The following is a 23792-nucleotide window of genomic DNA, read 5'->3' as shown; positions in this document are numbered from 1 at the left end:
GTGCATGCGGCATTTCAATGCATGAAACAGAGGTCTTTGCCCGCCGCGCCCGCCCGCTTCCCGATAAGCACGGAATCGGTCAGAGGTGCTTGCGCACGCTGAAGAACGAGCCCGGTGAAGGGGGCATCGAACGCCTCGAACACTGGGCAGCCTTGCTGGGGACGGATCTGCCATGAGCCATGTGGATATTACCGGTTTCGACCTTACGATCGACCAGCTCGTCCGCATCGCCAGGGGGAAGGCTCAGGTCTCGGTCACGGCGGATGCGGTTCAGTGGATGAAGGCTGCTCGCGCCGTCGTCGACAATGCGGTGGCGCGCGGCGAAAAGGTCTACGGGGTCACCACCAGCGTCGGCGCCAAGACCGGCGTGCCGCTCGCGCCCGATCGCATCGCCGAGTTCAACCGCCGCCTGCTGCTCACCCACAATGTCGCACACGGGCCTCTCGCCCCGCATGAGGCTGTCCGGGCGATGATGGCGGTGCTGCTCAATTCGATGGCGGGCGGGCGCCTCGGCGTTCGGCCGCTGCTGGCCGAGCGGCTGGCTGCTGCGCTGAACGAGGATCGCACGATCGACGTGCACATCTGGGGCTCGATGGGCCAGAGCGACATGGCCCCGATCACCGATCTGGCACTGGCGCTCTATGGCGACCTCGAATTGCAGGCCGGCGAAGCCCTCGCGTTGCTCAACTCCAGCGCGCTCGCCTTGGGCACCGCGGCGCTGGCCATGGCCGATCTGCGCGATAGCCTCGACCTCTGGAGCCTGATCGCCGCGCTGAGCATGGAGGGCTTCGCCGCCAACCCGTCGATCGTCTCGCAAGCCGCGCTGCAGTCGCGCCCCTTCGCCGGGCTCAATCGACATGGCACGCGGATCCGCCACTACCTCGCAGGAAGCTATCTCTTCGCCAAGGGCGGGCCGCGTCATCTGCAGGACCCGCTGAGCTTCCGCTCATTGCCGCTGCTCCACGGCACGGCGGCGGATAGCCTGGAGTTCGCCTATGGCCAGGTCGAAACCGAGCTGCGGGCGAGCCAGAACAACCCGATCGTCTCGATCGAGGAGCAGGCGCTCATTTCCGTCGCCAATTTCGACACGGTCTCGCTGTCGATGGCGCTCGACGTTGCCCGGTTGGGATTCGCCCCGGTCATGACCAGCTCGGCGGAACGTGTCGCGAAGCTGGTCGATTCCTTCTGGTCGGGCCTCACCGTCGGGCTGATCGAGGAGGATGGCGTGGGCCTTCCCGGCTTCAACGGGCTGGCGCAGTTCCACAAGGCGATCACGTCCGAGGCACGGCTCGCCACCGCGCCGGTCGTGCACGAGCTCGCCAGTTCGAGCCATTCCAACGGCAATCTCGACCGGGCCGGCATGGCCGGGCTGGCGGCCCGCAAGACGGCCGAGGTGGCGGGCCTGTGCCGCTCGATCGCAACGATCGAGCTGCTCGTCGCCGCGCAAGCCGTCGATATCCGGAAGGCCGCCCCGCTCGGCGCCGTGACGGGCAGGCTCCATGCGCTGGTTCGCGAGGCCGCTCCTTTCGCCGCGGCTGGCGACAGGGTGCCCCATATCGATCCGCTGCTGCAGCATATCGGCCAATGCGACGCCGAGATCCGGAGCATGCTCACTCTCGGCTGATGGCTCCAGTGGCCGATCCGAAAGCAGGCGGCGCCGACCTCCAGCGGCTGGCGCGCTGTCAGGCTGCGTCGCTCCATCGGCTTGCTAACGAGCTTCTGGATCCCATCCGGAAACACTCGCGAAGCCGGTCGAGCTCTTGAGGCGGTTGAGCGCTCTCAAAAATCATCTTTTGGGAATTGCTGGCGGACAGGGCGGGATTCGAACCCGCGATACGGTTTCCCGTATACACACTTTCCAGGCGTGCGCCTTCAACCACTCGGCCACCTGTCCGGCGCGCTGCTTATGACTGCCGGGCCAGCATCTTTCAAGGCCCGAGATGAAGGGTTTTGCACAATCCCCTAAAACCTGCGCGTCCGGTTGCGCTGAGCCCCTGGGATGAGCACATCTTGGAGCTGGGGCCGCAGTCAGATACGCGAGTGGCAAACTGAGACGGGGAGCAAGGTGAGGTTTCTTCTGCGACTGTTGGGATATCTGTCCGTTGCGGCCGGATTCGTAGCGCTCGTGATCGACGGCGCCCGTTCCATCGCCAACTCCGCCCTGCGCTTCACGGCGTTGAGCGAAACCCTGACCGCCTTGATCCATGAGCGCTACGCGCAGCTCCAGCCAGCTGTCGAACGCAACATCCATCCCTTGCTCTGGGATCCCGTGCTGCTGTCGGTGATGCGGATGCCGACTGCGCTCGCGGCGCTTCTGCTCGGATTCGCGCTGCTATGGCTGGGGCGGCAGCCGGAGCCGCAGATCGGTATCGTCACGCGTCGGTGAAGCCCGTGTGCGCGAAGCCCCCCTGTGCGAAGGGCCGCCGGAGGCTTACATAGGCGCCGAAGCTCGAACGAACGGAGCGAGGAATGTTCTCTTTGCGCAAGAAGACCGAGATGCCGACGGCGGCCGAGACCCTGCCGGGCCGCCCTGCTGCGATTCCCACCGCTGAAACCCATTTCGTCAACGGGCGCGCTCTGGCTGGCCCTTATCCGGAAGGCACGCGCAAGGCGCTGTTCGGGCTCGGCTGCTTCTGGGGCGCCGAGCGCAAGTTCTGGCAGAGCGGCGAGGGGATCTGGGTGACGGCCGTGGGCTATGCCGGCGGCACCACGCCGAATCCGACCTATGAGGAGGCGTGCAGCGGCCTGACCGGGCACACCGAGGTCGTGCTGGTGGTCTATGATCCCGCCAAGATTTCCTATGAGGATCTGCTCAGGATCTTCTGGGAGAACCATGACCCGACTCAGGGCATGCGCCAGGGCGGCGATATCGGCACGCAGTACCGCTCCGCGATCTACACCTACGATGCAGAGCAGAAGGCCGCCGCCGAGCGATCGCGTGCGGACTACCAGAAGGCGCTGGCCGCCAAGGGCTACGGCCCGATCACGACCGAGATCCGCGAGGCGCCGACGCTTTACTTCGCCGAGGACTATCACCAGCAGTACCTCGCCAAGAACCCGGCGGGTTATTGCGGCCTTGGCGGCACCGGCGTCGCCTGCCAGATCGGCCTGGGCGTCGAAGCCTGAGCGTTGTCCGGGCAGGGAGGCGATCGCCTCCCTGTCTCGCCTTAAGTTCTTGATATGTTCTTGCGCTGCCGCTGAAGCTCCGCTAGCGTTCCTATGGGGAATGGGGCGAGGCCGAGATGGTGACGCGGGTCGCGACGGTGGCGTTCGAGGGGATCGAAGCGCGCGCCGTCGATGTTCAGGTGCAGGTCGCGGCCGGCGGCGTCGCCTTCATTCTGGTCGGGCTGCCTGACAAGGCCGTCGCCGAGAGCCGCGAACGGGTGCGCGCCGCGCTGATCGCCTCGGGGCTTGCCCTGCCGGCCAGGCGCATCACCGTCAATCTGGCGCCAGCCGATCTGCCCAAGGAGGGCAGCCACTACGATCTGCCGATCGCGCTCGCCGTCATGGCGGCAATCGGCGCGATCCCGGCCGATGCGCTTGCCGGCTATGCCGTGCTCGGGGAGCTCGCCCTCGATGGCTCGATCACTCCGGTGGCCGGTGTCCTGCCGGCAGCGATCGCAGCCTATGCAAGAGGGCAGGGTCTGATCTGTCCTGCCGCTTCCGGCCCGGAAGCAGCCTGGGCTGCCGCCGATATCGACATCCTCGCGCCGCGCTCCCTGATCCAGCTCGCCAACCATTTCAAGGGCACGCAGGTGATGGCGCGGCCCGAGCCGGCAGTGGCCCGTCAAGGCGGATTTCTGCCCGATCTGGTCGATATCAAGGGGCAGGAGAGCGCGCGCCGCGCGCTCGAAATAGCTGCGGCCGGCGGGCACAATCTCCTCATGAACGGTCCACCGGGCGCCGGAAAGTCGATGCTGGCGAGCCGCCTGCCGTCGATTCTGCCGCCGCTTTCGCCGCGCGAACTGCTCGAGGTCTCGATGGTGCTCTCGGTCGCGGGCCATCTTGCCGACGGCGCGCTGACCGATCGCCGCCCGTTCCGGGCGCCGCATCATTCGGCTTCGATGGCAGCGCTCGTCGGAGGCGGCCTTCATGCCAGGCCGGGGGAGGTCTCGCTTGCCCATCACGGCGTGCTCTTCCTCGATGAGTTGCCCGAGTTCCAGCCTCAGGTGCTGGATGCCTTGCGGCAGCCGATGGAGACCGGCGATGTCCTGATCTCCCGCGCCAATCACCGGGTCTCCTATCCCGCCAGATTCCAGCTCGTGGCGGCGATGAACCCGTGCCGCTGCGGCAAGGCGACAGAGCCCGGCTTCGCCTGCCGCCGACAGCCGAACGAGCGCTGCATGGCGCAGTATCAGACTCGCTTGTCCGGTCCGCTGCTCGACCGGATCGATATCGCGATCGATCTTCCCGCGGTCACGGCTGCCGACCTGATCCTGCCCTCGACGGGAGAGGATTCGGCCACAGTCGCCGCAAGGGTCGCTGCGGCCCGTCAGATCCAGAGTGCGCGCTTCGAGGCGCTGGAGCTGCCTCAGCGCGGCCTGGGCCACGTCACCACCAACGCAGCCTGCCCCCCGCCGGTGCTGGAAGAGATCGCGCGGCCCGACAATGCCGGGCTCGCCCTTCTGCGCGATGCTGCGGAGGCGATGCGCTTGACCGCCCGCGCCTATCATCGCGTGCTGAAGGTGGCCCGCACGCTCGCCGATCTCGATGGCGAGGCGAAGGTCGGGCGGCTGCATCTGGCGGAGGCGCTGTCCTATCGCGCGCGCGGGGGCGAGCTCGTTCAGGCGGCCTGATCGCATGGCGCGTTTTCGAGCGAAGCGGACGCCGGTTCGGCTGAAGAAAGTGCGATAAAACAACGGGCTGGAAGTCCGCGGGGTTAACCGACCCTTAAGGCCGAGCGGCGAATCCGCGGAGTTCGCAGGCGCCTTTCTCAAGGGACGAGCGCTAGATCGAGGAGCATGGCTTCGTCATTCTGGTCATGGCTCATCGTCGGAAGCGCAGCGCTCGCGCTATGCGTGCTGATCGCTCGGCTCCTGTTCCAGCGCGAACAGCTGCGCCGGCAGGTCGCCGCTTTGCTCCGCGACACCGAGAATCTCAATGACCGGCTTTGGACCCTCGCCGACAGCGAGGAACGCTATCGCAGCCTGATCGAGGCCCAGGGAGATCTGATCGTCAGGCGGGACGGTGCGCGCATCGTCTATGCCAACCGGGCTTATGGGGCGCTGTTCGGCGCGAGCGAGGTCGACCTCGTCGGCAGCAAGATGCAATTGCCGCAACTCGCCAGCCGGCCGGCGCAGCTGCTCGAAGGCGGAGCGCGCAGCTTCGATGAGTGCCTGGCGACCTATGAAGGCGAGCGCTGGATTTCCTGGGTGGAGACGGCGGTTCCGGGAAACGGCGGGAGGGCCCTCATCCAACGCGTCGGGCGCGACATCTCCGCCCGCATCGCCGGCGAGGACGCCCTCGTCGAGGCCCGCGCCCGGGCCGAAGCCGCGAGCGAGGCGAAATCGCGCTTCCTCGCCACCGTCAGCCACGAGTTCCGCACGCCGCTCAACGGCATCCTGGGGATGGCCGACCTGCTGACGGATACCGGCCCCGACGCGGAGCAGGCAACCTACATCGCGGCGCTGCGGACCTCCGGCGAGGCCTTGCTCGCCCTGGTCGACGACATCTTGGATTTCGCCAAGGTCGAGGCCGGCAAGCTTGAGCTGGTCGAGGAGCCCTTCGACGTCGTCCAGCTGGTCGAGACGGTGGCGGAACTGATGGCGCCGCGGGCGCAGGCGAAGGGCATCGAGCTCTCCGCCCATATTGCGCCCGAGCTGCCCACGCGCCTCATCGGCGACCGCGACCGCCTGCGGCAGATTCTGCTCAACCTCGTCGGAAATGCGGTGAAGTTCACCGAAGCCGGCGGTGTCGGTCTTAGCCTGCGTCTGTCGGGTGCAGATGTCGAGATCACCGTCGCCGATACCGGACCCGGCATTCCCGCCGACCGGCTCGACGACATCTTCAGCGAATTCGAACAGGTCGAGCACGGTGCCGGCATACGGCAGTCCGGAGCTGGCCTCGGGCTGGCGATCGTCCGGCGCCTCGTTGGCTTGATGGCCGGCGAAGTGAGGGCCGAAAGCCGGCTAGGCGAAGGAGCAACCTTCCGCGTCACCCTGCCGCTCGCGGCAGCTTCCGATGCTGCGCGTCCGGGCATTCCGCATTGGCCGCATCAGCATATCCTGCTGGTCTCGCCCGTTCCGTTCGCGGCGCGCTTTCTGGCGGAAGCGGTCCGGGTGACCGGGGCGGCGGTCTCTGTCGCGACGACTGTCGAGGCGGCGCGCGTGAAGCTGATCGGCGAAACCCTTCCGACAGCCGTTCTGATCGACCACGCGCTCGGCGATATGCCGGCGAAGGATCTTGCGGCAGCGGTCGCTGCGTCGGGCATCCGAGATTGCCTGATCCTGCTCTCGCCTCTGGAGCGGCGGCAGTTCGGTGCGCCGCAGACGGCGGGCTTCTCCGGCTTTCTCATCAAGCCGGTGCGGACGCGCTCGCTCTATGAACGGCTCGATGCCGACTTCCCGCACATGCTGCCGGCGATGGGCGAAATCGCGAATGTCGCTGCATCCGCGCGCAACGTGCCCGGAACGGGCCTCCATGTGCTCGTGGCCGAGGACAATGAAATCAACGCGCTGCTGGTCGTTCGGACGCTCGAACGCTTCGGCTGCATCGCCTTCTGGGCGCGCGACGGGCGCGAGGCTCTGCAGCGCGTCGAGGCGAGCTTTGCCGGCGCTGCTCCGCCGCTGGCGCTCGCCCTTCTCGATGTGCGCATGCCGGTGATGACGGGGCTCGACTGCGCACGCGCCGTCCGCGCGCTCGAGCGCCGGCTCGGGCGCGCCTCCGGCTTGCCGCTCGTCGCCGTCACGGCGAATGTCGCTGAAGCCGATCAGGAGGCGGCTTTGGCGGCGGGGATGGACGACTGCCTCGCCAAGCCGCTGGAGCGCGCGGCATTGCTGCGCTGGCTCGAGCGCCTGTCGCAACCGCCGGCGGGCAGCCTCTCGGCTTGACGGTAGTCATCCCATCGACGCAGTTCTGTCGCGAAGTTGTAAGATGCTCCGGGCAAGCCTACCTCTAGGCCGAACGCGGCTGAGGGACCGAGATTCGCAATGGCATTGCACGTTTCTGACAGCAAGAACGCGCTGCCCTCCCGATTTTCAGCCGGCAATCCGTTCACCAGGTTCGCGCCGCTGATGCTTATCGCGGGCGCTCCGATGCGCCGTTTCGGCGCCGAGCCCGGCGAGGCTCCCCCGCTTTCGGGAACGCTCGGCCGGCTAGGCTCGCTCGAGGTTCGGCTGGCGCGCGGCCCGCGCGAGATCTGGCGGGCGCAGCGCCTGCGCTACCGTGTGTTCTACCAGGAGATGTCGGCCAAGGCCGATGTCGTGTCGCGGATGTTCCGCCGCGACGCCGACCGCTTCGACAAGGCCTGTGACCATCTCCTCGTCATCGATCATGCGGCGCGCGGCCGCTTCGGCGGTATCAAGCCCAAGGTCGTCGGCACCTACCGGCTGATGCGCCAGAGCGCCGCGGAACGGCTCGGCGGCTTCTACACGCAGAGCGAATTCGATCTGGCGCCGCTGCTCGCGCGCCATCCCGGTCAGCGCTTCCTCGAACTCGGCCGCTCTTGCGTCCTGAAGCCCTACCGCACCAAGCGGACGGTCGAGCTGCTCTGGTCGGGTATCTGGGCTTACCTCCAGCATCACCGCATCGATGCGATGTTCGGCTGCGCTTCCTTCGACGGGACCGATCCCGACTCGCTGGCCCTGCCGTTGAGCTTCCTGCACCATCAGGCTCGCTCGCAGGGCGAATGGGCCGCGACTGCGCATCCCGAGCATTTCGTCGGCATGGATCGCCTGCCGTCGGAGCTGATCGACGCCAAGCTCGCGCTCAAGGAGTTGCCCCCGTTGATCAAGGGCTATCTCCGGATCGGCGCGCGCTTCGGCACCGGCGCCGTGATCGACCGCCAGTTCGGCACGACCGACGTGCTCGTCGTGCTGCCGGTCTCGGCCATCGACAAGCGCTACACGGACTACTATGGCGGCGAGACCCCGCGCCGCGCGGCCTGACGGAAACTATTCGCCGGCTGCCGCCAGCGCGCGCAGCGCCTCGCGATAGGTCGGATAGCGGAAGGCATAGCCTAATTCCCGCTTCACCAGCGCATTCGAGACACGCTTGCTTTCGCCGTAGAAGCTCGCCGCCATCGGTGAGAGCTGCGCTTGTTCGAACGGGGTTTCCGGCGGCGGCTCGAGGCCGGTCAGTTCGGCCGCAAAGGTGATTACGTCCTGCGGCGGCCCCGGCTCGTCGTCGGTGACGTTGTAGATCGCGCCGTTGCGGGGCTGCGCCAGCGAGGCCATCAGCACCCCGGCGATGTCGTCGACATGGATGCGGTTGAAAACCTGGCCCGGTTTGATCAGCCGGTTCGCCTTGCCCTCGCGCAACTTGGTGATGGCGTTGCGGCCGGGGCCGTAGATGCCAGAGAGACGGAAGATCTGCGCCGGCTTGCCGCTGTCGCGTCCAAGCTGCAACCAGGCCTCCTCGATCGCGACGCGCTGGCGGGTGCGGCCGTTGGTCGGAGCGGGCGGCGTGGCCTCGTCGATCCAGGCGCCGCCCTGGTCGCCATAGACGCCGATCGTCGAGAGATAGCCGATCCAGCGCAAGTTAGGCGCCGCAGCGAGCGCGCTGCGCAGCGGGCCGAGCGCCGGGTCACCATCCTCGGACGGCTGCACCGAGACCAGCACTGCGTCGGCTTCCGCCACCGCCTTGCCGAGCGCCGACGATACGGCGAAGCCGTCGAAGACCAGCGTGCGGATGCCTTCGCGGCTGAGATGGACCGCCTTCTCGGCGGAACGGACGGTGCCGGTCACCTCCCATCCCCGCGCCAGTGCGGCGCGCGCGAAGAAGCCGGCCGAATAGCCGAGGCCGAGGATCAGGATGTTCATGCAGCGTCTTCCGTCTGAGGCGTGAGCGCGAGCCATTCGGCGCGCACCTGCAGGTCGCTCTCGCCGCCGAGACCTCCAGCAGCGAGCTTGCTGGCGTGTTCGGGGGCGAGCCGGCCGAGAGCCCAGACCGCCATGGCGCGGACGAGCGGCGAGGGATCGGCGAGATGGGGCAGGGTGCTTTCGGCAAGCTCCGCCCGGCCGCTGTTGCCGATGGCGATCAGGACATTGCGCAGGAAGCGGTCGCGCCCGGTGCGCTTCACCGGCGTGCCGGCGAAGAGTGCACGAAACGCGGTATCGTCCAGGCGGGCGAGTGCGGCGAGGTCCAGCCCGTCGAGCTCGTCCTTGAGGGCGAGCCGGGTTTCCTGTGCGGTCTGCGCGAACTTGTTCCACGGACAGACGGCGAGGCAGTCGTCGCAGCCGAAGACGCGGTTGCCGATGCCCGGCCGCAATTGCGCATCGATATGGCCGGGATGTTCGATGGTGAGATAGGCGATGCAGCGGCGCGCATCGAGCCGGTAGGGCGCCGGAAAGGCGTCTGTCGGGCAGATGTCGAGGCAGCGCCGGCAGGAGCCGCAATGATCGCGCTCGGGCGCGTCGGCGGGCAGCTCCGCGGTGGTGTAGATCGCGCCGAGCAGCAGCCAGGAGCCGTGCTCACGCGAAACCAGTACCGTATGCTTGCCCTGCCAGCCGAGGCCGGCCGCCTGCGCCAGCGGCTTTTCCATCACCGGGGCAGTGTCGACGAAGACCTTGACGTCGGCACCGCCGCGCGCGGCGAGCAACCCGGCCACGCTCTTCAGCTTGCCCTTGATGACGTCGTGATAGTCGCGGCGGCGCGCATAGAGCGAGATCGTAGCCTTGTCGGGCTGAGCCAGCGTGGCGAGGGGATCGCCGTCGCCCGCATAGTTCATGCCGAGCATGATGACGGAGCGAACCTCGCCCCACAGTCGGCGCGGATCGGCGCGCTGGTCGCGGCGCTCCTCCATCCAGCCCATCTCGCCCTGATAGCCGCTGGCGAGCCAGGCTTCGAGCCGCTCCGGCGCCTCCGGGATGGCATCGGCCGCGGCGACGCGCATCACGGCGAAGCCTTCGCCGAGCGCCCGCTCGGTGACGGCGCGCTTCAGCTTCTCGCCGCTCAGAAGTCCAGATTGTCGTAATGGGCGCTCGGAGACATGCCGGGCACGCGGTCGCTCAGCAGCGGCCGGAAGCTCGGTCTCGACTTGATCCTCGCATACCATGAGCGAGCCGCCTCATCCTCTTCCCAGGGCACGTCGCCGAGATAGTCGACGCAGGACAGATGCGCCGCCGCCGCGAGATCGGCATAGCTCAGCTGCGCGCCCGCGAGCCAGTTCCTTTTGGCCAGCAGCCAGGAGATGTAGCGCAAATGATAGCGCACATTCGCGCGGGCGGCGCGGATCGCGCTCATTTCCGGCGGTCCGCCGCCCTCGTCGCGGCTCATGAACCGCTTCATCACCTTTTCCAGCACCAGCGGGCCGGTGATCTCCTCATGGAACTTGACGTTGAACCAGTCGAGCAGGCGGCGCACTTCGACGCGCTCGCCGGGGCCTTCCGGCAGGAGACGGCGATCGCTGAGCGCAAGCCCGCGGGTCTCGTCGAGATATTCCGCGATCGGTCCGGCGCCGGGCACCGGCAACCCGTTCTGCTCCTGGAAGACGGGCGTCGTCCCCGCCGTGTTGAGCTCGAGGAATTCCCGTCGCCGCTCCCAGACGCGTTCCTCGACCAGTTCGGCCTCCATGCCGAACTCGCCAAGTACGAGACGGATGAAACGCGAATGCGGACATAGCGGGTAATGGTACAGGGTCGCCATGGCACTCATGAAGACTTGTGAAGCAGGCAAAATGCGTCGGAAGCAGGGCCGCCGGACTTTCAAGCGATCCGAAGGGGCGACCGGGCTTGCTATAATCATGCCCGAAAAACGTCACAAGCCGCGGCAATGCGGGAGCATACAATTTGTCCCGGCTCCTTCGCGAAGTGGTAACCAATTTGCAAAGGGCTGGGCGTAAGCCGACGAGACGACGACCGACGCCCGGCCAGGTGCGGTCTGATTCGCGCGAGGATCTCCCGCATGCAGAACCTGATCGAAGCCTTCGTCCTCGGCATCGTCGAGGGCCTCACCGAGTTCCTGCCGGTCTCCTCGACGGGACATCTGCTGTTGCTGGGCCATTTCCTCGGCTTCGAATCGAACGGCAAGACCTTCGAGGTGCTGATCCAGCTCGGCGCGATCCTGGCGATTCTGCTGGTTTATTTCCGCCGCCTGCTCGACATCGCGCTGAGACTGCCGAGCGATCCTTCCGCCCGGCGCTTCGTCATCGGCGTGCTGATTGCCTTCCTGCCCGCCGCGATCATCGGCGCCGCCTTGCACGGCTTCATCAAGACCGTGCTGTTCAACCCCTTCATCGTCTGCTGTGCACTGATCGCCGGCGGCTTGATCCTGCTCGTCGTGGACGAGATGGAGCTGCAGGAGAAGCACACCGACGCCACGACTTTCCCGCTGCCGATGTATTTCAAGATCGGCCTGATCCAGTGCCTGGCGATGATCCCCGGCGTCTCACGCTCGGGCTCGACCATCGTCGGCGCCATGCTGCTGGGTGCCAGCAAGCGGGCTGCGGCCGAGTTCTCCTTCTTCCTCGCCATGCCGACCATGGCGGGCGCCTTCGCCTATGACTTGCTGAAGAGCTACAAGGACCTGACTTTCGACGACAGCATCCTGATCGTCGTCGGCTTCATTGCGGCCTTCTTCTCGGCGCTGATCGTGGTGCGCAGCTTCCTCGACTTCGTCTCGAAGCGCGGTTTCGCCCCCTTCGCCTGGTGGCGCATCATCGTCGGCATGGTCGGGCTCGCCGGCCTCTGGATCGTCGGCTGAACGGGCTGATCACGTAAGTTCGTCGAACCCGCGACGTTATGGTCGGGCTTGTCCCGACCATCCACGTCTTCCTTCGCCGAAGCGGTTCAAGGCGTGGATGCTCGCCACAAGGGCGAGCATGACGACAACTGGGATTTGTGCCGCGTCCGGGGAGACTGGGGCACATTGCTCCCCCGATGATGTGGGAGCGCCGTGGGTTCAGGCCGGTCGCGACGTATCGGCCAGGGAGTCCGCGAGCGTCGGAGACCTCGTCGCCGGCATTTGCGGCAGGGAGGTTGTCTGCCGCTCGATCATGCGATGGACCACCGGCGGGTTCGGCCCGCTATGCAGCGCGCGGACGCGCTCGCCGATCTCTGCATCGGCCTGGGTGACGCGCTGGTTCTGCCGGACATATTCGACCCAGGTCGGGCTGTCGTAGCGCTCGATCCAGAGCGTCGGATCGGTCAGGTCGCGCAGCAGGGTCCAGTGCCGGGCGCCGTCGCGGCGCCGGATGCGGCGGCGTTCCGCCATCACGGTCAGGAAGGCGACGACATCCTCCGGCTTGACGATGTATTCGATCGTCACGATCACCGGGCCTGAACGTGGCTCGATGTCGACCGCGACCTTCGGCTCGCGCCAGCGGCTGAGCGGATCGAGATTGAGCTCCTCCAGCGGCGGCAGCCGGTAGCGCAGCCCGAGTGCGGCGCCGGCCAGCAGCGTGACCGCCGAGATCAGCAGGGCCTTCTCGACGCCGAAATGTTGCGCCAGCCGGCCCCAGGCCCAGCTGCCCGTCGCCATGCCGCCGAAGGCCGCCATCTGGTAGGTCGCGAGCGCGCGGCCGACGACCCAGCGCGGGGCCGAGAGCTGCACCGTGGCGTTGAAGGTCGAGAGCGCGAGCACCCAGCAGGCGCCGCAGACGAAAAGCCCGGCCATCGCCAGCGGCATGGTCGCGCTGAGCGCGACGAAAATGACGCCCACGGCGTAGGCGGTGAAGGTGGAGCGAACCAGAGCTTCGGTGCTCATCGCCCGCCGCAGGCGCGCGCTCATGAAGGCGCCGGCCACCGCGCCGGCGCCGAACGCGCCGAGCAGCACGCCATAGGTGAGCGGGCCGCCGCGGACGAGGTCGCGCGCGATCAGCGGCAAAAGCGCCAGCCCCACGATGGCGCCGAAGCCGTAGACGAAGGCGCGCAGGATGACGGAGCGGATGTTCGGCGACATCGCGACATAGCGCACGCCCGCGCCCATCGCGATCAGCATCGTCTCGCGCGGCAGGAGCCGTTCGACCTTGGGCGGCTCCCAGCGCGCCAGCACGACGAGCAGCGGAATATAGCTGAACGCATTGATGGCGAAGGCTGCGACCGCGCCCGCGGCTGCGACGATCGCGCCGCCGATGGCCGGGCCGACGCTGCGGGCGATGTTGAACGCGACGCTGTTCAGCGTCACCGCCGCCGGCACGTCGCGGCGCGGAACCATGTCACCGACCGATGATTGCCAGGCCGGGTTGTTGAGCGCCGTGCCGCAGCCGATCAGGAAGGTGAAGGTCAGGAGCAGCCAGGGCGTGATCAGGCCGAACCAGGCGAAGGCAGCCAGCGCCATCGAGACCAGCAGCATGAAGACCTGCGCGACCAGCAGGATACGGCGGCGATCGTAATTGTCGGCGATGGCGCCGGCGGCCAGCGAGAACAGCATCACCGGCAGGGTGGTCGAGGACTGCACCAGCGCCACCATCTCGGCCGAAGGCGAGATCGAAGCCATCATCCAGGAGGCCCCGACCGCCTGGATCAGACCGCCGAAATTCGAGGCGAGGCTGGCGAACCAGACGGCGCGGAAAATCGGCTGCTGCAGCGGAACGAAGGGCGAGACCCGGACCTGCGCTGGATTGATGCCTTCCGAGGCGAGCTCGGCTTCTACGACATCGGCCGTGGGCTGGGCGTGCGGATCGTCAGGCATGCCATAGGGTTAGAGCATGAGTGCGGGAGGGGAAATCCTTTCCATCTTGAAGATGTCGAAACTTGGAAAGTTTTTCTCCCTACGCCACCGCGGGCTGACGCGCCTGCCGCGGCGGGCGCGGCTTGCGGGCGCGCAACCCATGGCCGAACGCGACCAGAAGCCCGGCCAGGACCACCCAATGCGCCGGCCGCAGCGAGGCATAATCCTGATAGGTCAGGATGTCGGAATTGGCCTGCAGGACCAGCCAGGCCGAGACGCCGGAGGTCGCCGCATACCAGCCGGCTTCCAGGCCGGCTGTGAGCAGGCCGGCGAGAAGCGCGACCCCGGCCAGAACCGGCGCCGAGACCGGCAGCTTCCAGCGATAAAGGCCGCGATAGAGCATCAGCAGCAGGAATAGCCCGCTCGTCAGCACAGGCTCGGTGACATCGATCTTGGACTGCAGCGCGAAGTGCAGCAGCGCCAGCACCGCGATCGGATAGACGAGATTGTGCAGGCGCTGCCATTTCTTGCCGAGCCGGCGGATCATGCCGTCGGTCGAGGTCGCGCCGAGCGCGCAGAGGCCGAGGAGCGCCACGAAGCCGATGGTGAGGTAGAAGCGCTTGACGATCTCGGAGGCGATCAGCCCCCAGTCGAACGCCATGTCGATGCAATAGAGCGAGATATGGCCGAGCGCATAGGCCATCGCGCCGAGCCCGAGCATGCGGCGGATGCCGATCAGCTTGCCCCAGTCGAACAGCCGCCGGAACGGCGAGACGGCGAGCGTCACAACGAGGATTCTCACCGCCCATGTGCCGGTCTGGTGAATCGCTTCGGTCCAGGGCTTGGAACCGAGCTGATGCATCCAGGCAGCGTGGAGCAGCAGCAGCGCCGGCACGAACAGCAATGCGAAAGTCGCGGCCCGCAAGGCCGAGAAGCGGCCCTGTCGGTCGGTCCATGGCAGCCAAGCTTTCACGGGCGGTCTCCGATGCGAACGCTCATGCCACCGGCATAAACGATAGGGTCGGCCACTGTCCTGCACGTCTGGACACAAGCGTGTGAATGGGGTGTCCTGCCGGCCCATTTCAAGCGGGTTTCACGATGGCTACCAGCAATCCCACCGTCGTCTTCGATGTCGGCAACGTCCTGCTGCGCTGGGATGCGCGGCTGATTTATCGTTCGCTGATTCCCGATCCCGAGCGGCTGGACTGGTTCATGCAGAATGTCTGCACCATGGCCTGGAACATCGAGCAGGATCGCGGCCGCTCCTGGGAGGAGGCCGTGGCGTCGCTGGTCGCCCGGCATCCGGAATGGGAGCGCGAAATCCGCGCCTATGACGAGCGCTGGCACGACAGCATCCCGCACGCCATCGCGGACAGCGTCGCGGTGCTGGAGGAGCTGAAAGGGCAGGGCGAGAAGGTCTACGCCATCACCAATTTCTCGCGCGAGAAATGGGCGGAATGCCTGATCCGCTTTCCCTTCCTGCAGAGCTTCGACGGCGTCGTCGTTTCGGCGCATGAGCGCCTGCTGAAGCCGGACCGGGCGATCTACGAGGTGTTGCTCGGCCGCTATGGCCTTGAGGCGGGCGATTGCATCTTCGTGGACGACAGCGAGAAGAACATCGTGGGGGCCCGCGACGTCGGCATGCGGGCCGTCCATTTCGTCGAGCCCATCGACCTGCGCGCTGAGTTGCGCGGCCTGGGCGTCAGGCTCTGACGGGCAGAGCCTGACTTGTCGGGAGGGAGCGCGAGCCCTCAGGCCGCGCTCTTGATCGCGACGGTGGGGACGAGGCCTTCGGCATCGACGCCGCGCGCCTCGCGGACCAGCCGGGTGCCTGCCTTGGTCGCGAGGAAGTCGGCGAGGACGGCATCCTCCTGCCGTACGAAGCCCTTGGCGGGCAGCTTGCCGGCGAGGAAGAGCTCGATCATCGCGACGCAGCCGGCGGCGGTGGTGAGCTGGATCGCGCCGAGCTCGTCATTGCCGTCATAGCGCAGCACGACGCTCTCCTCCTCGAGGCGACCGCGCCGCTCGCCGACGCCGGTGACGAAGATCACGACGACGTCCTTGCGGGTGAAGGGCGCGGAGTGGGTGAGGATGCGGCGCAGGGTCTCGCGGTCGTCGGCGAGGTCGAGATCGCGCAGCAGGAGCTTCATGATCTCGGCATGGCCGGGATAGCGCAACGTCTTGTAGCTCATGTTGCGCACCTTGCCGGCCAGCGTCTCGGTCAGCGTGCCCAGCCCGCCCGAGGTATTGAAGGCCTCGTAGGCAACGCCGTCGATCATGACGCCCTCGATGCCTTCGAGCGCCGGAACCAGCGTCGGCTGCCCGTCGAAGACGATCTCGCAAGGGTTGCAGTACTCGTTGATCAGCCCGTCGACCGACCAGGTCACGTTGTAGCGCAGCGCGTTGGTCGGATAGAGCGGCAGGGCGCCAACGCGCATCTTGATGGTGCGGACGTTCTCGAAGCGCGCCGCCATGTCGGCGCCGAGGATGCAGATGAAGCCGGGGGCGAGGCCGCATTGCGGGACGAGCGCGACATCGGAGGTCTCGCCAAGTTCCTTGATGTAGGAGGTGGTGGCGACGTCCTCGGTCAGGTCGAAATAGTGGGTCTTGGTCTCGGCCGCGACCTTGGCGATGCCCTTGTTCAGGAAGTACGGGCAGGCGCTGACGACGATGTCGCGGTCCTTGAGGAAGGCGCTGAGCGCAGCGAGGTCGGAGGCGTCCACGGTCGCGGTGGCGAAGCGGCCGCCGGCGGCATGCTTGAGCTGCGCTGCGGAAGCGTCGGCCAGCGTCACCTCATGGCCCTGCTCGGCCAGCATGCCGGCGATGATGACGCCGATCTGGCCGGCGCCGAGCACGGCAATGCGCTGCTTCTGGATGGTCATGTCGCGATCTCCTGACGGGTCGGGCAGGCAAGGCACCTCCCTCTCTCGCCAAGCATCGCTTCAGGCGGCGCACGCTTTAACGAGCGGATCGCCGCCGCGCGCAGCGATGTGCCTTCAAGATGAAGGGATATGCGCCAGATCGATGTGAAATGGGCGAGAGGGCCCCCGGCGAGGCCGCCGCGGCAGCGTCAGCGCTCGAACTTCCGGGCCAGAATCACGGAGGATGTCGTGCGCCGGACGCCTTCCATCTCGGCGATCCAGTCGATGATGGTGTCGAGGTCGCTCGCCGTCTCGCACTCGATCTTGACGGACAGGTCGAAATGGCCGCTCAACGTGTGGCATTGCACGATTTCAGGGCGCTTCTTCAGGGCTGCGACGACGCCGCCCTGCTGCTTCACCTCGAGCTCGATCAGGATGAGGGCGGAGATCGTGGTGGCCGGCCGGGTCGCCTTGCCCAGGATCGTGGTGTAGCCGGCGATCACACCGTCGCGTTCCAGCCGGGCCAGCCGCCCCTGCGCGGTCGCCCGCGAAACGCCGAGCTGCTTGGCGATGTCGGACAGGGGAAGCCGGGCATTTTCAGTCAAAATGCGGATGAGCTCGCGGTCCTTCGCGGCGTCGGAGGGCCGTGCCATATCGTCTCCGGGTGTGAGGTGGGCCGTCATATAGCAGGGAAATCGTGCAGCCCGGCAAGGCCGGCGTGAAAGATCCGCCGGGCTTTCCCTCCGCGATCGACGCAAGGGCTTGCCTACAAAGGAACATTTTGCAGGCGAAAGGTAATTCGGCGCGCCGGAAAGGGCTTGCCTCGGGGCGCAAATCGGAGTGGCATGCCGACCGGCGGCAGCACGCTTTGCCATGGAGAAGGTCATGTTCAGGACATTCATTCTCGCATCCGCATCGGCCCTTGCTCTTGCTTCCTTCGCGGCGACGCCGGCCTCGGCGCTGACGATGAAGGAGTGCAGCGTCAAGTATCAGGACGCCAAGAAGGCCAATGCGCTCAAGGGCCAGAAGTGGAACGATTTCCGCAAGGCCCAGTGTGGTGACGACGATGCCGCCGACGACGAGGCCGCGGCTGCGGTGCCGGCCGAGCCGGCGAAGCCTGCCGCAACGGCGGCGACGACGGCCGCTCCGGCCGCCAAGCCTGCTGCGATGCCTGCCGGCAAGGCCAAGGCGGCGGTGTTCCCCAGGGCCGTTTCGCAGAAGTATTCGAACGAGACCGCCGGCAAGGCGCGCCTCAAGACCTGCGTCGACCAGTACAACGCCAACAAGGCGGCCAACGCCAATGGCGACCTGAAATGGATCGAGAAGGGCGGCGGCTACTGGAGCCAGTGCAATACCAAGCTCAAGAGCTGAACCTCTTCCGGGCCTGTTTCGGAACGCCGCGCCGCAGGGCGCGGCGTTCTCCGTTTCAGGGCATGCTGCGTCTGTGCCGGATCGCATCGTCGAACGAAGCTTAGGCCTGGAAACCATCGTCAGGCTTCGCTGCCCTACGATGGATCACGGATCGGCGCCGCTGACGCGGCTTGTTCGGGATGGCGGCGCGGCTGCGCGTGCGAGCGGCGGTAACTAAAGCATCTGCGACGGACGAGAAGCGGGGTCGGACTGCCGCGCCGGCGGCGGATCGGACGGCCTCTGCCCCTTGCCGAGCATCTCGCCGCGGGCGCGGATGATATGCGCCGTCACCACCTCCTGAACCCGTTTTTCCGCGGCCTCGCGGACGACGCCGCGGTTGGCGGGGCGGCCTTCCTCGGTCTCGATCAGCTCGATCGTGGCGTTGGTCAGTGCGTCGACATCGCCCTTGCAGAACAGCATCGCCGCCTTGGCCACGACCTCCGCCTTCTCGTCGGTCAGCAGCATCGGCGCGCCTTCCCGGCTGATGCAGGCCAGCATCTTGCTGCGGATCAGGTCGCGCGTCTTCTCCAGCAGCGCCTTCTTTTCGGTCCGCGCCGCGCGCTCCCTCTCCGTCGCCTCGGGCGTCTGAGCCCGATCGGGCGCGCCGGGTGTCACCGGGCCGCGCGCATTGGCGCTCTGCTTCACGCATTCGACCAGAGCCGGCAGCATCTCGCCGGTCGAGGTGAGCGCGAAGGTATAGCGCGCGTCATTGGCGATCAGTTCGAGGTAGCGGCCCTGGCGGAAGGCGTTGATCAGGTTGGATTGCGCCGGCATCGCGATGGTCAGCAGCGTCGGCGTCTTGATGTTCGCCGTCACGTCGATGGTCGAGCTGCGGTCGAAAACGAGCCGGAGATTGAGCGTCTCGCCGGTCCTGAGCTTCCAGTCCGGCTTGGTGAAGCCGAGCAGCCAGGAATACTGCGCCGTCACCGAGGTCAGCATCGTCACGCCGCTCTTGTAGCGGGCGCTGACGGCGCAATGCGAGAAGGCGCCGGTCTGGTCGTTGGTGAAGGTGCCGCCCGACCAGTTGCCGACGACGATCTTGCCGAACGGGCCGGCAGCCTCCGCGGGAAGCGACAAAAGGCTGATCAAGGCGACGGCCGCGGCCCGCATTGTGGTTCCTCCGATGAGATTGGCGGCAAGCTAAAGGAGGACGGGCAAAAGGGGGAACGTTTTTTGGCGCAGTCCGGGGTCAGGCGGCTTCCTGCCGCAACGGCTTGAGGAGCATGGCGAGCAGGTCGCTCTGCGTCACCAGGCCGAGCAGGCGTTGCGTTTCGTCGACGATCACCACGGCGTGGTGGCGGCCATCCGTCAACGGCCCGATCAGCTCCACGGCGGGCGCATCGGGGCTGGCGGTATGGGCCGGCGTCATGACGTCGCCGACGCGCAGGCCCGGCCGCGTCAGCTCGCGCAGCCCGACGATGCCGAGCAGCCGGTTGTCGTGATCGACGACGGGCAGGGCGCGAACGCCGTGTTCGAGCAGGAGCGCACGTGCGGCTTCGATCTCACCGTGCCGGTCGATCCGGACGATGTCGCGGGACATGATGTCGGCGCAGCGCGGCAGGCCGCGCGAGCGCGAGAGCGCATGCATCTCGACACGCCGCAGCAGCTGGTCGAGATCTCCGCGGTCGATGTCGAAGGCCTCGCCGAGATCGCCGAGCGCCGCATCGATATCGGCCTCGTTGAAGCCGATACGTTGGCTGGCCGGCGGGTCGTTCGTTCCGTGCGGATTGGCAGCGGCCGCAGGACGATGCGGATAGCTGTGGCTGGAAAAGCGGTGGAACAGGATGCCGAGCAAGGTCAGCACCAGCGCATTCAGCCCGACCGGCACAAAGGCGAAGCCGAGGCCATAGGCGGAGACGAGAGGGCCGCCGAGCGCTGCCGTCAGCGCCGCCGCCCCGCCCGGCGGATGCAGGCAGCGCAGCAGCGACATGGCGGCGATGGCGAGCGCGACGGCGCTGCCGGCCGCGATGGCAGGCTCGGGAACATAGCGGCCGACCATGAGCCCGATCAGGGCCGAGACGGTATTGCCGCCGACGATCGACCAGGGCTGCGCGAGCGGGCTCGACGGTATCGCGAAGAGGAGCAGGGCCGAGGCACCCATCGGCGCGGCGAGCAGCGGCAAATGCGGGTCGTTGCCGAGCAGAAGTCCGCAAATCAGCCCGGTCGCGCCGACGCCGATCAGCGCGCCCAGGCAGGCGATGAGCCGGTCGCGCCAGGTCGCGCCGGCCAGGATCGGCGCGAAGAGCTTGCCGCGCCGGCGCTGGCCGGTCTGTGGTTCGAGAACGGGGAGGGGCATTGAACTCGGCTGGCGCTGCTCAAAATTTCGGCAGGCTCAATACGCCCGAGAAGGTGGCCGGACAATGCGATTCTGCTGCCGCGCCCGAGTCCGGAGATGGGAAAAGCAGAAATCGCTCTTCGCGTGACGGGCCTTGGAAATTTGATCTCTGTGAAAAAAGGTCGACCGGCCGGGTTGGCCGGTCGACCTGAGGACGATCAGTCGACCACGCGCACAGCGCCCTTGGCGGCGCTCGTCGTCGTCGCGGCGTAGGCCTTGAGCGCGGTCGAGACCTTGCGCTTGCGCGGGGCGGCCGGCTTCCAGGCGTCCTTGCCCTTGGCCTCCATTGCCGCGCGGCGCCGCGCCAGCTCCTCGTCCGGAACCTTGAGCTCGATCGAGCGGTTCGGGATGTCGATCGCGATGATGTCGCCGCTCTCGACGAGGCCGATCGCGCCGCCCTCGGCCGCTTCCGGCGAGACATGGCCGATCGAGAGGCCGGACGAGCCGCCCGAGAAGCGCCCGTCCGTGATCAGCGCGCAGGCTTTTCCGAGGCCCTTCGACTTCAGATAGCTGGTCGGATAGAGCATCTCCTGCATGCCCGGCCCGCCGCGCGGCCCCTCATAGCGGATCAGCACGATGTCGCCGGGGTTGACCTTGCGGTTGAGGATGCCTTCGACCGCCGCGTCCTGGCTCTCGAAGATCACGGCCGGACCGGAGAATTTCAGGATCGAGGCATCCACGCCCGCCGTCTTCACGATGCAGCCGTCCAGCGCGATGTTGCCGAACAGCACGGCCAATCCGCCATCCTTGGAATAGGCATGCTCGGCGCTGCGGATCACCCCCTTCTCGCGGTCGTCGTCGAGCTCGGCGAAGCGCCGGTCCTGGCTGAAGGCGGTCTGGGTCGGCACGCCGCCGGGCGCAGCGCTGTAGAAGGAGCGCACCGCCTCGCTCTGCGTCAGCGTGATGTCCCAGCGCGAGAGAGCTTCGGCCATCGTCGCGCTGTGGACGGTCGGCAGCGAAGTGTCGATCAGCCCGGCGCGGTCGAGCTCGCCGAGGATCGCCATGATGCCGCCGGCCCGGTGGACGTCTTCCATATGCACGTCGGCGACGGCGGGCGCGACCTTGCACAGCACGGGCACGCGCCGCGACAGCCGGTCGATATCGGCCATGGTGAAGTCGATCTCGGCCTCATGGGCCGCCGCCAGCAGGTGCAGCACCGTGTTGGTCGAGCCGCCCATGGCGATGTCGAGCGTCATCGCGTTCTCGAACGCCTTGAACGAGCCGACATTGCGCGGCAGCACGCTCTCGTCGTCCTGGTCGTAATAGCGGCGCGCGATATCGACGATCAGATGGCCGGCCTCGACGAAGAGGCGCTTGCGGTCTGCGTGGGTGGCGAGCGTCGAGCCGTTGCCGGGCAGCGCGAGGCCGAGCGCCTCGGTCAGGCAGTTCATCGAGTTGGCGGTGAACATGCCCGAGCAGGAGCCGCAGGTCGGGCAGGCCGAGCGCTCGATCACGTCGACCTCGGCATCGGTGTACTTGTCGTCGGCGGCCGCGATCATCGCATCGACGAGGTCGACCTTCTTCAGCACGCCCTCGGCGATGAACTTGCCGGCCTCCATCGGCCCGCCCGAGACGAACACGGTCGGGATGTTCAGGCGCATCGCCGCCATCAGCATGCCCGGCGTGATCTTGTCGCAGTTGGAGATGCAGACCATCGCGTCGGCGCAATGGGCGTTGACCATGTACTCGACGCTGTCGGCGATGAGCTCGCGCGAGGGCAGGCTGTAGAGCATGCCGTCATGGCCCATGGCGATGCCGTCATCGACCGCGATGGTGTTGAATTCCTTGGCGACGCCGCCGGCCTTCTCGATCTCGCGCGCGACGAGCTGGCCGAGATCCTGGAGATGGACGTGGCCCGGCACGAACTGCGTGAAGGAGTTGACCACCGCGATGATCGGCTTGCCGAAGTCGCCGTCCTTCATGCCGGTGGCACGCCACAAGCCGCGGGCGCCGGCCATGTTGCGGCCGTGGGTGGAGGTTGCTGATCTCAGCCTGGGCATCTCATGCGTCTCCGGTCTCGGGCTCCTGGCGTCCCGTTGGGCGGCAAACTATCGTCGCCGCGCCTTGCGACAAAATTGAATTCTTCGATTTCCATGATCGGCGCCGCGCATGGCGGCCATCCACCCCTGCATGCGGGACAGATGGTTTCCGAATTGGCATAACGGCTGCCGCTGGATTGCAATGAGCTGAGGGCGCTGCGCCATGCTGCGCAATATCGACGTCGATCTGCTGCGCAGCTTCGTCACCGTCGCGGAGCTGCGCAGCTTCACGCGCGCGGCGGCCGCGCTGTTCCGCAGCCAGTCGACGGTCAGCACGCAGATCCGTCGCCTCGAGGAACTGGCCGGGCAGACGCTGCTGCAGCGTTCGCCGCAGGAAGTGCTGCTGACGCGCGCGGGCGAACAGTTCCTCGGCTATGCCCGCCGGATCGTCGCCCTGCATGACGAGGCGCTCGACGTCATCAACGCGCAGAGTGTGAGCGGCCGCGTCAGGCTCGCCGTGATGGACGACTACGCCACGATCGTCTTGCCGGAGACGCTCGCCCGCTTTGCCCGCTCCCATCCCGAGGTGGAGCTCGAGGTCACGACGGGCTTCACCCGCGACCTGCTGAACAGCCTCGGCGAAGAGTTCGATCTGGTTCTCGCCACACAGAAGGCCGGTGATGGTCGTGGTCAGGTCCTGCGCCGGGAACACACCGCCTGGGCCTGCTCGGACCGCGCCGCCTTTGCGCTGGAGGAGCCGCTGCAGCTCGCCTTGCTGAAGGCGCCCAACATGTTCCGCGAATGGGCGCTCGAGGCGCTGAACGAGGCGGGGCTGCGCTGGCGCGTCCTGTTCTCGTCATCGAGCATCGGCGCCGTCGAGGCGATGGCGGCATCAGGGGCGGCGCTGACCGTGGTCAAGGCGGGCACCGCTCGCCCCGAGCTGCAATTGCTGGGACCGGAGCAGGGGCTGCCGGCTTTGCCTGCCTCCGAGATCGCGTTGCACCAGGCGCCGGGGCGCGCAACGGCGGCGGTGGCGGCGCTGAGCGACTTCCTGGCCGAAGCCCTGAGCGATGCGCCGGCTGCGTCCTGAAGGCACGGGACCTCGCGCTCTCCTGGCATCTTCCGCCTGGCCTGATGACGGATGGCGCCGGATTGGCCCCGGAGCGGACGAGAATGGCGCTCTCCGGCTTGTGGAAAACTCAGGAGTCCGGATAACTCATTGAATTCACGAAAAAATCTGGCTCTGTCGAAAAACTTTCAAAATCGCCGTTGACAGCGAAAAGGGGCGCGCCCTATAAGCCACCCATCGAGACGGCGCCGCCGCTGAGCGGCGCCTCTTCTGCGCTTCCTGATGAGGCTGGGGCTGACGTCCGGGACACCGGGCGAGTTCCTGTCGGAATTTGTAGAGCGCACGCTGTTTGAAAATTGAAGACAGAAAGA

Annotated in this window: 20 protein-coding genes and 1 tRNA gene; 10 read left to right on the top strand and 11 right to left on the bottom strand. The window is 67.0% G+C overall.

Going from position 1 to position 23792, the window contains the following annotated elements:
• Positions 1 to 172 precede the first annotated feature (172 nt).
• Positions 173 to 1624, top strand: coding sequence for an aromatic amino acid lyase (locus AB4Z10_RS24605; RefSeq protein ID WP_441473038.1), 1452 nt, complete (start codon positions 173 to 175; stop codon positions 1622 to 1624).
• Between the two features lie 180 nt (positions 1625 to 1804).
• Here AB4Z10_RS24605 and AB4Z10_RS24600 read toward each other — a convergent pair.
• Positions 1805 to 1894: transfer RNA gene (locus tag AB4Z10_RS24600), tRNA-Ser, on the bottom strand.
• A gap of 231 nt (positions 1895 to 2125) precedes the next feature.
• Here AB4Z10_RS24600 and AB4Z10_RS24595 point away from each other — a divergent pair.
• From AB4Z10_RS24595 to olsB, 5 genes are all read left to right on the top strand, one after another.
• Positions 2126 to 2386, top strand: coding sequence for a hypothetical protein (locus AB4Z10_RS24595; protein WP_441473037.1), 261 nt, complete (start codon positions 2126 to 2128; stop codon positions 2384 to 2386).
• Positions 2387 to 2469: 83 nt separating this feature from the next.
• On the top strand, positions 2470 to 3126 hold the full coding sequence (msrA, locus tag AB4Z10_RS24590) for a peptide-methionine (S)-S-oxide reductase MsrA (protein ID WP_441473036.1): 657 nt from the start codon (positions 2470 to 2472) through the stop codon (positions 3124 to 3126).
• A 116-nt stretch (positions 3127 to 3242) separates the two neighbouring features.
• Positions 3243 to 4796, top strand: coding sequence for a YifB family Mg chelatase-like AAA ATPase (locus AB4Z10_RS24585; protein ID WP_441473035.1), 1554 nt, complete (start codon positions 3243 to 3245; stop codon positions 4794 to 4796).
• Positions 4797 to 4961: 165 nt separating this feature from the next.
• Complete coding sequence (locus tag AB4Z10_RS24580; protein WP_441473034.1) at positions 4962 to 7049, top strand: hybrid sensor histidine kinase/response regulator; 2088 nt, start codon at positions 4962 to 4964, stop codon at positions 7047 to 7049.
• Between the two features lie 183 nt (positions 7050 to 7232).
• Positions 7233 to 8105 carry a l-ornithine N(alpha)-acyltransferase gene (gene olsB, locus AB4Z10_RS24575; RefSeq protein ID WP_441473125.1) on the top strand — a complete coding sequence of 291 codons (873 nt, stop codon included), beginning with the start codon at positions 7233 to 7235 and terminating at the stop codon, positions 8103 to 8105.
• Between the two features lie 6 nt (positions 8106 to 8111).
• Here the strand turns inward: olsB and AB4Z10_RS24570 are convergent, their stop codons facing one another.
• Genes AB4Z10_RS24570 through AB4Z10_RS24560 form a run of 3 tightly spaced genes read right to left on the bottom strand, consistent with a single transcriptional unit; the run spans position 8112 to position 10803 of the window.
• A complete protein-coding gene (locus AB4Z10_RS24570) occupies positions 8112 to 8978 on the bottom strand; it encodes an SDR family oxidoreductase (RefSeq protein WP_441473033.1) in 867 nt (288 codons plus the stop codon).
• Positions 8975 to 10213, bottom strand: coding sequence for a tRNA epoxyqueuosine(34) reductase QueG (gene queG, locus AB4Z10_RS24565; RefSeq protein WP_441473032.1), 1239 nt, complete (start codon positions 10211 to 10213; stop codon positions 8975 to 8977). The genes AB4Z10_RS24570 and queG overlap by 4 nt, the downstream gene beginning before the upstream one ends.
• Entirely contained in the window at positions 10111 to 10803 is a 693-nt protein-coding gene (locus AB4Z10_RS24560; protein WP_441473031.1) for a glutathione S-transferase family protein, read from the bottom strand. Before AB4Z10_RS24560 ends, queG begins: the two co-directional genes overlap by 103 nt.
• A 258-nt stretch (positions 10804 to 11061) precedes the next feature.
• Here AB4Z10_RS24560 and AB4Z10_RS24555 point away from each other — a divergent pair, with 258 nt between their 5' ends.
• On the top strand, positions 11062 to 11859 hold the full coding sequence (locus AB4Z10_RS24555; protein WP_441473030.1) for an undecaprenyl-diphosphate phosphatase: 798 nt from the start codon (positions 11062 to 11064) through the stop codon (positions 11857 to 11859).
• A gap of 198 nt (positions 11860 to 12057) precedes the next feature.
• Here AB4Z10_RS24555 and AB4Z10_RS24550 read toward each other — a convergent pair whose 3' ends face one another.
• Both AB4Z10_RS24550 and AB4Z10_RS24545 read right to left on the bottom strand, forming a co-directional pair.
• The gene (locus tag AB4Z10_RS24550; protein WP_441473029.1) at positions 12058 to 13788 is read right to left on the bottom strand and encodes an MFS transporter; all 1731 of its coding nucleotides are present in this window, start codon (positions 13786 to 13788) and stop codon (positions 12058 to 12060) included.
• A 79-nt stretch (positions 13789 to 13867) separates the two neighbouring features.
• Positions 13868 to 14740 (bottom strand): protein-methionine-sulfoxide reductase heme-binding subunit MsrQ, encoded by an 873-nt coding sequence (locus AB4Z10_RS24545; protein ID WP_441473028.1) that lies wholly within the window; start codon positions 14738 to 14740, stop codon positions 13868 to 13870.
• A 125-nt stretch (positions 14741 to 14865) separates the two neighbouring features.
• On the opposite strand from AB4Z10_RS24545, the gene AB4Z10_RS24540 reads away from it, so the two are divergent.
• Positions 14866 to 15480: an HAD family hydrolase gene (locus AB4Z10_RS24540; protein WP_441473027.1), complete on the top strand. Its 615-nt coding sequence runs from the start codon at positions 14866 to 14868 to the stop codon at positions 15478 to 15480.
• A 38-nt stretch (positions 15481 to 15518) separates the two neighbouring features.
• Here the strand turns inward: AB4Z10_RS24540 and AB4Z10_RS24535 are convergent, their stop codons facing one another.
• The gene (locus tag AB4Z10_RS24535; RefSeq protein ID WP_441473026.1) at positions 15519 to 16649 is read right to left on the bottom strand and encodes a saccharopine dehydrogenase family protein; all 1131 of its coding nucleotides are present in this window, start codon (positions 16647 to 16649) and stop codon (positions 15519 to 15521) included.
• A 188-nt stretch (positions 16650 to 16837) separates the two neighbouring features.
• Positions 16838 to 17281, bottom strand: a complete 444-nt coding sequence (locus tag AB4Z10_RS24530; protein WP_441473025.1) for an Lrp/AsnC family transcriptional regulator — start codon at positions 17279 to 17281, stop codon at positions 16838 to 16840.
• Positions 17282 to 17513: 232 nt separating this feature from the next.
• Between AB4Z10_RS24530 and AB4Z10_RS24525 the strand changes: the two genes are divergently transcribed.
• Positions 17514 to 17999, top strand: a complete 486-nt coding sequence (locus AB4Z10_RS24525) for a hypothetical protein (protein ID WP_441473024.1) — start codon at positions 17514 to 17516, stop codon at positions 17997 to 17999.
• Positions 18000 to 18212: 213 nt separating this feature from the next.
• Here AB4Z10_RS24525 and AB4Z10_RS24520 read toward each other — a convergent pair whose 3' ends face one another.
• The 3 genes from AB4Z10_RS24520 to ilvD form a co-directional block, all read right to left on the bottom strand.
• Positions 18213 to 19148, bottom strand: a complete 936-nt coding sequence (locus AB4Z10_RS24520; protein WP_441473023.1) for a hypothetical protein — start codon at positions 19146 to 19148, stop codon at positions 18213 to 18215.
• A 79-nt stretch (positions 19149 to 19227) separates the two neighbouring features.
• Complete coding sequence (locus AB4Z10_RS24515) at positions 19228 to 20334, bottom strand: HPP family protein (protein ID WP_441473022.1); 1107 nt, start codon at positions 20332 to 20334, stop codon at positions 19228 to 19230.
• A 197-nt stretch (positions 20335 to 20531) separates the two neighbouring features.
• Positions 20532 to 22373 (bottom strand): dihydroxy-acid dehydratase, encoded by a 1842-nt coding sequence (gene ilvD / locus AB4Z10_RS24510; RefSeq protein ID WP_441473021.1) that lies wholly within the window; start codon positions 22371 to 22373, stop codon positions 20532 to 20534.
• Between the two features lie 202 nt (positions 22374 to 22575).
• On the opposite strand from ilvD, the gene AB4Z10_RS24505 reads away from it, so the two are divergent.
• Positions 22576 to 23442 (top strand): LysR substrate-binding domain-containing protein, encoded by an 867-nt coding sequence (locus tag AB4Z10_RS24505; RefSeq protein WP_441473020.1) that lies wholly within the window; start codon positions 22576 to 22578, stop codon positions 23440 to 23442.
• Positions 23443 to 23792 lie beyond the last annotated feature (350 nt).

It is taken from the genome of Allobosea sp. RAF48 (assembly GCF_052114025.1).
GTDB lineage: Bacteria > Pseudomonadota > Alphaproteobacteria > Rhizobiales > Beijerinckiaceae > Allobosea.
The sequence above is the reverse complement of the archived record's forward strand: the minus strand, read 5'-3'. Positions and strand labels throughout refer to the sequence as shown.

What these genes read in the sequence shown, in the direction of transcription:
- queG (WP_441473032.1), bottom strand. Translation starts at nt 10,213, where the DNA reads ATGGTATGCGAGGATCAAGTCGAGACCGAGCTTCCGGCCGCTGCTGAG.
- AB4Z10_RS24555 (WP_441473030.1), top strand. Translation starts at nt 11,062, where the DNA reads ATGCAGAACCTGATCGAAGCCTTCGTCCTCGGCATCGTCGAGGGCCTC.
- AB4Z10_RS24550 (WP_441473029.1), bottom strand. Translation starts at nt 13,788, where the DNA reads ATGCCTGACGATCCGCACGCCCAGCCCACGGCCGATGTCGTAGAAGCC.
- AB4Z10_RS24520 (WP_441473023.1), bottom strand. Translation starts at nt 19,148, where the DNA reads ATGCGGGCCGCGGCCGTCGCCTTGATCAGCCTTTTGTCGCTTCCCGCG.
- ilvD (WP_441473021.1), bottom strand. Translation starts at nt 22,373, where the DNA reads ATGCCCAGGCTGAGATCAGCAACCTCCACCCACGGCCGCAACATGGCC.
- AB4Z10_RS24530 (WP_441473025.1), bottom strand. Translation starts at nt 17,281, where the DNA reads ATGGCACGGCCCTCCGACGCCGCGAAGGACCGCGAGCTCATCCGCATT.
- AB4Z10_RS24535 (WP_441473026.1), bottom strand. Translation starts at nt 16,649, where the DNA reads ATGACCATCCAGAAGCAGCGCATTGCCGTGCTCGGCGCCGGCCAGATC.
- olsB (WP_441473125.1), top strand. Translation starts at nt 7,233, where the DNA reads ATGCTTATCGCGGGCGCTCCGATGCGCCGTTTCGGCGCCGAGCCCGGC.
- AB4Z10_RS24580 (WP_441473034.1), top strand. Translation starts at nt 4,962, where the DNA reads ATGGCTTCGTCATTCTGGTCATGGCTCATCGTCGGAAGCGCAGCGCTC.
- AB4Z10_RS24515 (WP_441473022.1), bottom strand. Translation starts at nt 20,334, where the DNA reads ATGCCCCTCCCCGTTCTCGAACCACAGACCGGCCAGCGCCGGCGCGGC.
- AB4Z10_RS24505 (WP_441473020.1), top strand. Translation starts at nt 22,576, where the DNA reads ATGCTGCGCAATATCGACGTCGATCTGCTGCGCAGCTTCGTCACCGTC.
- AB4Z10_RS24605 (WP_441473038.1), top strand. Translation starts at nt 173, where the DNA reads ATGAGCCATGTGGATATTACCGGTTTCGACCTTACGATCGACCAGCTC.
- AB4Z10_RS24560 (WP_441473031.1), bottom strand. Translation starts at nt 10,803, where the DNA reads ATGGCGACCCTGTACCATTACCCGCTATGTCCGCATTCGCGTTTCATC.
- AB4Z10_RS24525 (WP_441473024.1), top strand. Translation starts at nt 17,514, where the DNA reads ATGTTCAGGACATTCATTCTCGCATCCGCATCGGCCCTTGCTCTTGCT.
- msrA (WP_441473036.1), top strand. Translation starts at nt 2,470, where the DNA reads ATGTTCTCTTTGCGCAAGAAGACCGAGATGCCGACGGCGGCCGAGACC.
- AB4Z10_RS24570 (WP_441473033.1), bottom strand. Translation starts at nt 8,978, where the DNA reads ATGAACATCCTGATCCTCGGCCTCGGCTATTCGGCCGGCTTCTTCGCG.
- AB4Z10_RS24540 (WP_441473027.1), top strand. Translation starts at nt 14,866, where the DNA reads ATGGCTACCAGCAATCCCACCGTCGTCTTCGATGTCGGCAACGTCCTG.
- AB4Z10_RS24585 (WP_441473035.1), top strand. Translation starts at nt 3,243, where the DNA reads ATGGTGACGCGGGTCGCGACGGTGGCGTTCGAGGGGATCGAAGCGCGC.